Annotated in this window: 9 protein-coding genes and 2 pseudogenes; 9 read left to right on the top strand and 2 right to left on the bottom strand. The window is 41.3% G+C overall.

Going from position 1 to position 7,118, the window contains the following annotated elements:
- Positions 1–149, bottom strand: a pseudogene (locus BU200_RS11320) (IS5/IS1182 family transposase); the annotation flags it as partial.
- Positions 150–229: 80 nt separating this feature from the next.
- Here BU200_RS11320 and BU200_RS09720 point away from each other — a divergent pair.
- From BU200_RS09720 to BU200_RS09690, 7 genes are all read left to right on the top strand, one after another.
- Entirely contained in the window at positions 230–658 is a 429-nt protein-coding gene (locus BU200_RS09720) for a hypothetical protein (protein WP_142237047.1), read from the top strand.
- Between the two features lie 343 nt (positions 659–1,001).
- Positions 1,002–1,451, top strand: a complete 450-nt coding sequence (locus BU200_RS09715) for a zinc-dependent MarR family transcriptional regulator (protein WP_075099953.1) — start codon at positions 1,002–1,004, stop codon at positions 1,449–1,451.
- A complete protein-coding gene (locus tag BU200_RS09710) occupies positions 1,448–2,152 on the top strand; it encodes a metal ABC transporter ATP-binding protein (protein WP_075099952.1) in 705 nt (234 codons plus the stop codon). The genes BU200_RS09715 and BU200_RS09710 overlap by 4 nt, the downstream gene beginning before the upstream one ends.
- Complete coding sequence (locus BU200_RS09705; RefSeq protein ID WP_075099951.1) at positions 2,145–2,966, top strand: metal ABC transporter permease; 822 nt, start codon at positions 2,145–2,147, stop codon at positions 2,964–2,966. Before BU200_RS09710 ends, BU200_RS09705 begins: the two co-directional genes overlap by 8 nt.
- Positions 2,967–2,974: 8 nt before the next feature.
- Positions 2,975–4,480, top strand: coding sequence for a metal ABC transporter solute-binding protein, Zn/Mn family (locus BU200_RS09700; protein ID WP_075099950.1), 1,506 nt, complete (start codon positions 2,975–2,977; stop codon positions 4,478–4,480).
- Between the two features lie 371 nt (positions 4,481–4,851).
- Positions 4,852–5,292: a CopY/TcrY family copper transport repressor gene (locus tag BU200_RS09695; RefSeq protein ID WP_075099949.1), complete on the top strand. Its 441-nt coding sequence runs from the start codon at positions 4,852–4,854 to the stop codon at positions 5,290–5,292.
- Between the two features lies 1 nt (position 5,293).
- Positions 5,294–5,500, top strand: coding sequence for a heavy-metal-associated domain-containing protein (locus BU200_RS09690; protein ID WP_075099948.1), 207 nt, complete (start codon positions 5,294–5,296; stop codon positions 5,498–5,500).
- 173 nt (positions 5,501–5,673) lie between these two features.
- Here the strand turns inward: BU200_RS09690 and BU200_RS09685 are convergent, their stop codons facing one another.
- The gene (locus BU200_RS09685) at positions 5,674–6,063 is read right to left on the bottom strand and encodes an HIT family protein (protein ID WP_075099947.1); all 390 of its coding nucleotides are present in this window, start codon (positions 6,061–6,063) and stop codon (positions 5,674–5,676) included.
- 327 nt (positions 6,064–6,390) lie between these two features.
- Here BU200_RS09685 and BU200_RS09680 point away from each other — a divergent pair, with 327 nt between their 5' ends.
- Positions 6,391–6,891: a hypothetical protein gene (locus tag BU200_RS09680; protein WP_142237046.1), complete on the top strand. Its 501-nt coding sequence runs from the start codon at positions 6,391–6,393 to the stop codon at positions 6,889–6,891.
- 52 nt (positions 6,892–6,943) lie between these two features.
- A pseudogene (locus tag BU200_RS11025) lies at positions 6,944–7,118 on the top strand (IS5/IS1182 family transposase); the annotation flags it as partial.

Genomic DNA, 7,118 nt, shown 5'->3' with positions numbered 1-7,118 from the left:
TTGCGTGGACGACCTCCTTGACGATGTTGACGTTGGTAAGCTACATTGAGACAGGTAAGCATTTCTTGAAAGGTCTCTTTTTGAACACCTATGAGAAGTTTGAAGTTCTCTGAACTGAGTTTTTGAGCTTTTTCATACATTGTTTCCATACAAATAGTATATCACATTTGGTTACCGAACAAGTCTAATGTTCTTTCCGCTCGTTTGGGTTGTGAATATTATTTACTCCATGATTGTAAGCAGAGCTTATCATTCAGCAGCAACAAACGATAAATCAAATGAATATCGAAGTAAAGGACAAGCTCTTTTACGAGACCCACAGTTTTTGCAGTCTAAGAGTATTATTCCTTCAAATTATTTTAATATTGATGATTTGTATTTGCTGTATGCGTATTTAGAAAATTATCGAGCAGATAATTTTAAGGAGGCAGCTAATCTATTAGCGGAAGAAAGACATCGTCATAATGTTGAATATAGTCAACAAGTCATGCAACAGTCACTGGAGAGTATAAAAGGCAATCTCCAATATCAGTCTGTTATCCAAACCATTCAGTTGTTAGAGACTAAGAATATGAATTCAAAATTAGATTCTATTGGTTCGCAAATGAGTGGGATACAGGGAACGCTTTCAGGTATTTTTAGGAGAATGAGAGAATAATACTTAGCAAACATCAAACTCAAACAAAGATATAGGGCGTTTGATACGAGTACACTTGTTTTATCTCCCATTTTCCGTAGTCGATTCCTAGATTATGGAAGCAGGAAAAACAGCTATATCTGTAACCACTTAAAACCATACAGTTGTAACAAAATGGAGAGGCGAAGTGGGCTGTATTAGAATGATGAGGAGTAGGTTGGGACTTGAGCCCAGCCTCTTTTCTTTTTGGAACATCTGGTTGGAGTTTTGATATTTCGATTAAATGAAATGAAAATACTTGACATTTTTTATTTTTATGATAAACTTAACAAGTTAATTAAATGGTTAAGGAGCGGTGTAGAAAATGAAACAATTGGCTCATCAGATTGATCGCAGTTTACATGAGATTATATTGAGTTCGGAGAATCAGTTGGAGATTTTGGTAGGGAACTGTCAGAGCGAGGTGCCTTTGACCAACACTCAGGAGCATATTTTGATGTTAATTGAACATAATGCTTTTACGAACAAGGAGATTGCAAAGCAATTAAATGTGAGTCAGGCTGCGATTACAAAGGCGATTAAGGCTCTGATTGCCCAAGATTTACTGGTGGCGGTTCGGGATAGTCGTGATGCTCGGATTGTACGGTACAGTCTGACCGACTTAGCAAAGCCGATTGCTGATGAACATACCCACCACCATGCGCATACGCTTGCTTCTTATGAGGAATTGATTGACAACTATTCAGAAGATGAGCAAGCCATCATTAGTCGTTTTTTGACAGATTTAGTAAAGAAGATTCGGAAGGAAGTATGAGATATATTACAGTAGAAGATCTATCATTTGTATATGATCAGGAACCTGTTTTGGAACACATTTACTACCATTTGGATAGCGGAGAGTTCGTGACTTTAACAGGTGAAAATGGGGCAGCAAAGACTACCCTGATTAAGGCGACGTTGGGGATTTTAAAGCCCAAGAAAGGGAAAGTGACCATTTCAGAGACCAGTGTCAGTGGGAAAAAGTTGAGAATGGCTTATTTGCCTCAGCAGATCGCGAGTTTTAATGCTGGTTTTCCCAGCACGGTCTATGAATTTGTGAAGTCTGGACGCTATCCGCGTCAGGGCTGGTTTCGTCGGTTGACAAGCCATGATGAGGAGCATATTCGGATAAGTTTAGAATCAGTTGGCATGTGGGAGCATAAGGATAAGCGCTTGGGCTCTTTGAGTGGTGGTCAGAAGCAACGAGCAGTGATTGCACGAATGTTTGCTTCGGATCCTGATATTTTTATCTTAGATGAGCCGACTACGGGGATGGATAGCGGGACCAAGTCTGCTTTTTATGAGTTGATGCACCATAGTGCGAAAAGGCATGGCAAGTCAATTTTGATGATTACGCATGATGCGGATGAATTGCGTGACTATGCAGATCGAAATATTTATTTGGTGCGCGATCAGTCGTCTCCTTGGCGTTGTTTCAATGTTCATGACAAGGATGAGGAGGTGCCGCATGCTTAGTGTCCTTGATTTTTCGATTTTCCATTACGAATTTATGCAGCGCGCTTTTCTTGCGATTATTGCTATGAGCTTGTTTTCCCCGATATTGGGCATTTTCCTTATTTTGCGCCGGCAAAGTCTAATGAGTGATACCCTTAGTCACGTATCCTTAGCAGGTGTGGCGTTTGGACTTGTTCTGGGGATTTCACCGACACTTTCTACGATGTTAGTCGTCATTGTTGCCGCAATCTTTTTGGAATATCTGCGGGTCTTGTATCGGAATTTTATGGAGATTGGAACGGCTATTCTGATGTCAATGGGGTTAGCGGTGTCCTTGATTGTTATGAGTCGCTCGAGTGGTAAGAGTAGTTTGAGCTTAGAGCAGTATTTATTCGGTTCTATTGTGACGATTCGTCAGGAGCAGGTGATTGCCTTGTTTGCGCTTGCAGCGGTGGTCTTGCTCTTAACCATGCTCTTTCTGCGTCCAATGTACATTTTGACCTTTGACGAGGATACGGCTTTTGTGGACGGTTTGCCTGTCCGTGCCATGTCAATTGCCTTTAATGTGCTGACGGGCGTGGCGATTGCGCTCATGATTCCAGCAGCAGGAGCTTTATTGGTATCAACGATTATGGTGCTGCCTGCTTCGATTGCACTTCGCTTAGGAAAAAGTTTTAAAATGGTGATCGTTGCCGGCATGGTGATTGGCTTTATCGGGATGCTTTCGGGACTGTTTCTGTCTTATTATGCAGAGACGCCTGCTAGTGCAAGTATTACCTTGATTTTTATCGGTCTGTTCTTACTGGTCAATTTGACCCATAAATTAAAGAAATAGGAGAAAGTATGAAAAAAGTTTTAGCATGTCTATTAGGACTTAGTGTCTTTTTGTTGGTGGCTTGTGGTTTGCAGACGCCATCGACAAAGAAGGATATTCAGGTTGTGACGACCTTTTATCCGGTCTATGAATTTACCAAGCAAGTGGTGGGAGAGGAAGCAGATGTTTCGCTACTGGTGAAAGCAGGGACAGAGCCTCATGATTTTGAGCCTTCGGCGAAGAATATTGCAGAGATTCAGGAGGCAGATGTCTTTGTCTATGAAAATGAAAATATGGAAACTTGGGTAACAGATGTTTTGAAATCTGTTGATACTAAGAAAGTCAATGTCATCAAGGCAACAGAAGGGATGCTACTCTTGCCGGGCGGTGAAGAGGCGGATCACGAACATGATGAGGACGGACACCATCATGACTATGATCCTCACGTTTGGCTCTCGCCAGAGCGTGCGATTTCCTTGGTAAAGACAATCCGTGATAGCTTGATTGCCAAGTATCCAGAGAAAAAAGAGGTATTTGAAAAGAATGCTGCTACTTATCTTGGGAAGTTGGAAGCCTTGCATGCGGACTATCAGACGACCTTATCTGCCGCAAAACAAAAATACTTTGTAACTCAACATACGGCATTTGCTTATTTAGCCTTGGATTATGGCTTGAAACAGGTATCTATTACAGGAGTATCTGCGGATCAGGAACCAACTCCTTCTCGCTTAGCAGCCTTAACCAAGTATATCAAACAATATGGAATCAAGTATATTTACTTTGAAGAAAATGCTTCAAAGGCAGTAGCGGAAACCCTGTCAAAAGAGACAGGTGTGGAATTGGCTGTTTTGAATCCGCTAGAAAGTCTGACGGATGAGGCTGTAAAAGACGGGGCAGATTACATTTCAGTGATGAAAGAGAACCTAAAAGCTTTGGAAAAGACAACGAGCCAAGCTGGGTCAGAGATTTTACCAGAAGAGGGAGCTGAGACAGCTAAGACGGTCTATGCAGGTTATTTTGAAGATAGTTCAGTTAAAGATCGAACATTATCCGATTATGCGGGAGAATGGCAGTCGGTCTATCCTTACTTGCTAGACGGAACTTTGGATCAAGTATTTGATTACAAGGCCAAGTTGAGCGGTCAAATGACGGCTGACGAATACAAGGCCTACTATGACAAAGGGTATCAGACGGATGTCGAACATATCAATATTACTAATGATAGCATGGAGTTCGTTGTCAAGGGTCAGGCTGAAAAATATCGCTACAAGTATGTTGGCTATCACACTCTGACCTACAAGAAAGGAAATCGTGGGGTGCGCTTTATGTTTGAAGCAACAGACGCCAATGCAGGTCGTTTCAAATATGTGCAGTTTAGTGACCATAATATTGCTCCAACAAAAACAGGACACTTCCATATCTTCTTTGGAGGTGAGAGCCAAGAGAAGCTCTTTGAGGAGCTAGAAAATTGGCCAACCTATTATCCAGACGGCTTGACTGGGCTTGAAATCGGTCAAGAAATGTTGGCGCATTGATAAGAGATCAGAGGGGTTGGGACTGGACGTCCCAGCCTTTTATAGTCACTCAGTTTACTTCTATTACTTCGTTACCTCGTCTTGCTGTACTCCAGTATTACCTGCGGCTTTTGATCTTCATTTCCCGCCTCCCCAGTCTCTCCCCAGACTGTTGGAGCGAGTAAGAAACGTAAACCAAACGACTATATACCATGAATATCAAAGGCTATGTTGTCAGAGGGGGGTTAGGCACTTATATCTTACTAGGAAGCTAGCTACGAGCTGTATTGATGTAGAGCAAGGTGAGGCTGATGTGATTTTTGTGAGTATGAGTAGGAATAGTTGACAAAAAATGACTACAATTGTAAACTTTAGAAGAAGGAGGTACTACTATGGAACAGCTAATATCAGCTGCTGAATGGCAGGTGATGCGCGTGATTTGGGCATACCCGGGGTGTACATCTAGCCAGATTATTGCCAGCTTGCAGGAGGGCTTTGAGTGGCAGGCTACAACCATAAAAACGCTCTTAGGGCGCTTGCGAAAAAAGGCTTATCTGGAAATGAAAAAGAAGGGGAGCCGCTATTACTACTATCCTTTAGTGCAAGAAAAAGAGCATGTCCAACGACAGCTTCAGACTTTACTGGATACCATGTGTTCTACCAAGAACGGAGAATTACTTGGACAACTATTGGAAATGGGAAGTTTTTCACGCTCGGATTTGGAGAAATTGCGGGATCAAATCGAGGAGCAGCTACCATTTGCACCTCAACGTTTACAGTGCCATTGTTTGGCTGGTCAATGTACCTGCCATCATCATGAAAGGAGAAGATAACATGCAAACCGTTAAACTCAACAATCTATCGTGTCAAAATTGTGTTAAGCACGTCACCGAGCATTTTAAGTCTATGTCAGGTGTCGCAGAGGTGACCATTGATTTAGACCAACAAGTCGCAACTGTTGAGACCAGTGTTCACCATTCCTTGGAAGACTACCAAGCAAGTCTTGCGGATACGGTCTATGAAGCTGTCGAACTTACCTGATAAAGAAAAGAGCTAGGGACAAAAAGCTTTTCCTTTAAGAAATTCTGTATCAATAAATTCTATCAATTAGCATAACGAACTAAAAAGCGAACAAGCATACATTCTGAATTACAGAAAAGACAACTTGTTCGCTTTTTTATATGATGTTTGACTTTTGGTTCAGTCTCTTCGTTTTAACTGTGCTTTAGTTGTTCGAGAAAAATTTCGAGGGGGAGGGCGCGCTTGGCAACTGCGACTTGTTCCCAGAAGCCATCATCTTTTTGTCTTGGAATGAGGTGGCTGTGGAAATGCGTTCCTGTGTCCATTAGATCCTTATCATTGCGTGCAAGGGTTACCCCGTCAATTGGTAGGGTGTCTTCCATGAGTCTTGTTAGTTTTTGTTCTAATTCTGCCAGTTCATATAGGATTGGTAGGGGCAGTTCAGAAAGACTGGTGAAATGCTCCTTGCTGATGATCAGTAGGTGGCCTGTCTGAATGGGGTCAATGTCCCAAACCAGCTTGAAATGCTCCGTCTGATAGAGGATATTTTCTAGGGCAAGGTCGTGACAAAAGATACAGTGCATGGTTTTATCCTTTCTTTGGTGGAAGGGGGATAGGTGGAGTACGCTTTGGATGAAGCGAGTGCCAGAAGGAAAGAATGAGTGGGAAGGGATTATCAAATGGAACAAAAATTAGGGTACAAGAAGAGTTGGTCTGTTTAGAAGTACCTAACTCTTCTATTATAACATAAATATACTTTTAAAAATAGACTTGTTTTTAAAAATATATGTGTTACAGTAAGGATGTAAAAACGTTGAGATAGTTTGTTAGAAAGGAGCTTTTTGTTAAATCAAGCTATCAGTAAGTCATACTTTGTTTTATTTTTAAGATACGAAAGAAAAGGTGACGTTATGAAATTTAAGAAGAGTATTTCTGCTTGTTTACTTGTTTTGTCTCTGTTTGGAACATTCGTACCAGCTATGGCAATTGGAGCTAATGTAGTATATGCTAATAGTGAGGTGGGTGCTGAATTGCAATCGATCACATTTACATCTGATGATTTCTTGGAAGCTGCTAGAAAAGTTTATAGAGAAGGAAAAATCACGAAAGAGCAATATATGAGAGTTGAATCTATTGCTTTTGAAAGACTTGGTAGGAAAGGGCAGAATAAGACCGTACAGGTCGGTCATTTGTTATATGATTACTACATTGATAACGTGACTTGGACAATGATGGTTTCTCTTGGAGGAGGAGAAGTGGGATTGGTCATTGGTGCTATTCCAGGAATTAACGCTTCGGTTGCTGGTTTAATTAGTTCTGTTGTGGGAGCAGGTTTTTCTACGTATTATGGGGCGGATAAAGGGGTTATTATAAGAATTCAATATATAAGGGGACCTCTAAAAACTTCCTAAATTTCCCCAAAATGAGATAATTGGGGAATAAAAAGTAATGAGGAGATCTGTCATGCATTTATTCACAGACGATGAAAAAATCTTGTCAAAACTATCAGAGAAAGGCAATCCCTTAGAACGTTTGGATGCCGTTATGGATTGGAATATCTTTCTTCCTTTGTTGTCAGAGTTATTCAGTCGTAAAGATAAAGTCATCAGTCGTGGCGGTCGTCCTCACCTAGACTATC

This window comes from Streptococcus acidominimus (assembly GCF_001921825.1).
GTDB lineage: Bacteria > Bacillota > Bacilli > Lactobacillales > Streptococcaceae > Streptococcus > Streptococcus acidominimus.
This window is presented reverse-complemented; position numbering and strand designations above follow the sequence as displayed.

Excerpts from the sequence above, each read along its gene's own strand:
- BU200_RS09710 (WP_075099952.1), top strand. The coding sequence starts at position 1,448 with ATGAGATATATTACAGTAGAAGATCTATCATTTGTATATGATCAGGAA.
- BU200_RS09715 (WP_075099953.1), top strand. The coding sequence starts at position 1,002 with ATGAAACAATTGGCTCATCAGATTGATCGCAGTTTACATGAGATTATA.
- BU200_RS09700 (WP_075099950.1), top strand. The coding sequence starts at position 2,975 with ATGAAAAAAGTTTTAGCATGTCTATTAGGACTTAGTGTCTTTTTGTTG.
- BU200_RS09680 (WP_142237046.1), top strand. The coding sequence starts at position 6,391 with ATGAAATTTAAGAAGAGTATTTCTGCTTGTTTACTTGTTTTGTCTCTG.
- BU200_RS09685 (WP_075099947.1), bottom strand. The coding sequence starts at position 6,063 with ATGCACTGTATCTTTTGTCACGACCTTGCCCTAGAAAATATCCTCTAT.
- BU200_RS09690 (WP_075099948.1), top strand. The coding sequence starts at position 5,294 with ATGCAAACCGTTAAACTCAACAATCTATCGTGTCAAAATTGTGTTAAG.
- BU200_RS09720 (WP_142237047.1), top strand. The coding sequence starts at position 230 with ATGATTGTAAGCAGAGCTTATCATTCAGCAGCAACAAACGATAAATCA.
- BU200_RS09705 (WP_075099951.1), top strand. The coding sequence starts at position 2,145 with ATGCTTAGTGTCCTTGATTTTTCGATTTTCCATTACGAATTTATGCAG.
- BU200_RS09695 (WP_075099949.1), top strand. The coding sequence starts at position 4,852 with ATGGAACAGCTAATATCAGCTGCTGAATGGCAGGTGATGCGCGTGATT.